The sequence below is a fragment of the Enterobacter cloacae complex sp. P43RS genome, from assembly GCF_014930585.1.
In the GTDB taxonomy this organism is placed as follows: domain Bacteria; phylum Pseudomonadota; class Gammaproteobacteria; order Enterobacterales; family Enterobacteriaceae; genus Enterobacter; species Enterobacter bugandensis.
In genome coordinates, this window is the sequence record NZ_JADBRJ010000033.1 from 1 (window position 1) to 246 (window position 246).

Here is a 246-nt window from a genome sequence, read left to right on the forward strand (position 1 = left end):
TACCCGCGGCAAGACGGAAAGACCCCGTGAACCTTTACTATAGCTTGACACTGAACACTGGTCCTTGATGTGTAGGATAGGTGGGAGGCTTTGAAGCGTGGACGCCAGTCTGCGTGGAGCCGTCCTTGAAATACCACCCTTTAATGGCTGGTGTTCTAACGTGGACCCGTGATCCGGGTTGCGGACAGTGTCTGGTGGGTAGTTTGACTGGGGCGGTCTCCTCCCAAAGAGTAACGGAGGAGCACG

Annotated in this window: 1 rRNA gene; it reads left to right on the top strand. The window is 55.7% G+C overall.

Going from position 1 to position 246, the window contains the following annotated elements:
* Nucleotides 1-246: ribosomal RNA gene (locus IM294_RS22000) — 23S ribosomal RNA — on the top strand; the annotation flags it as partial.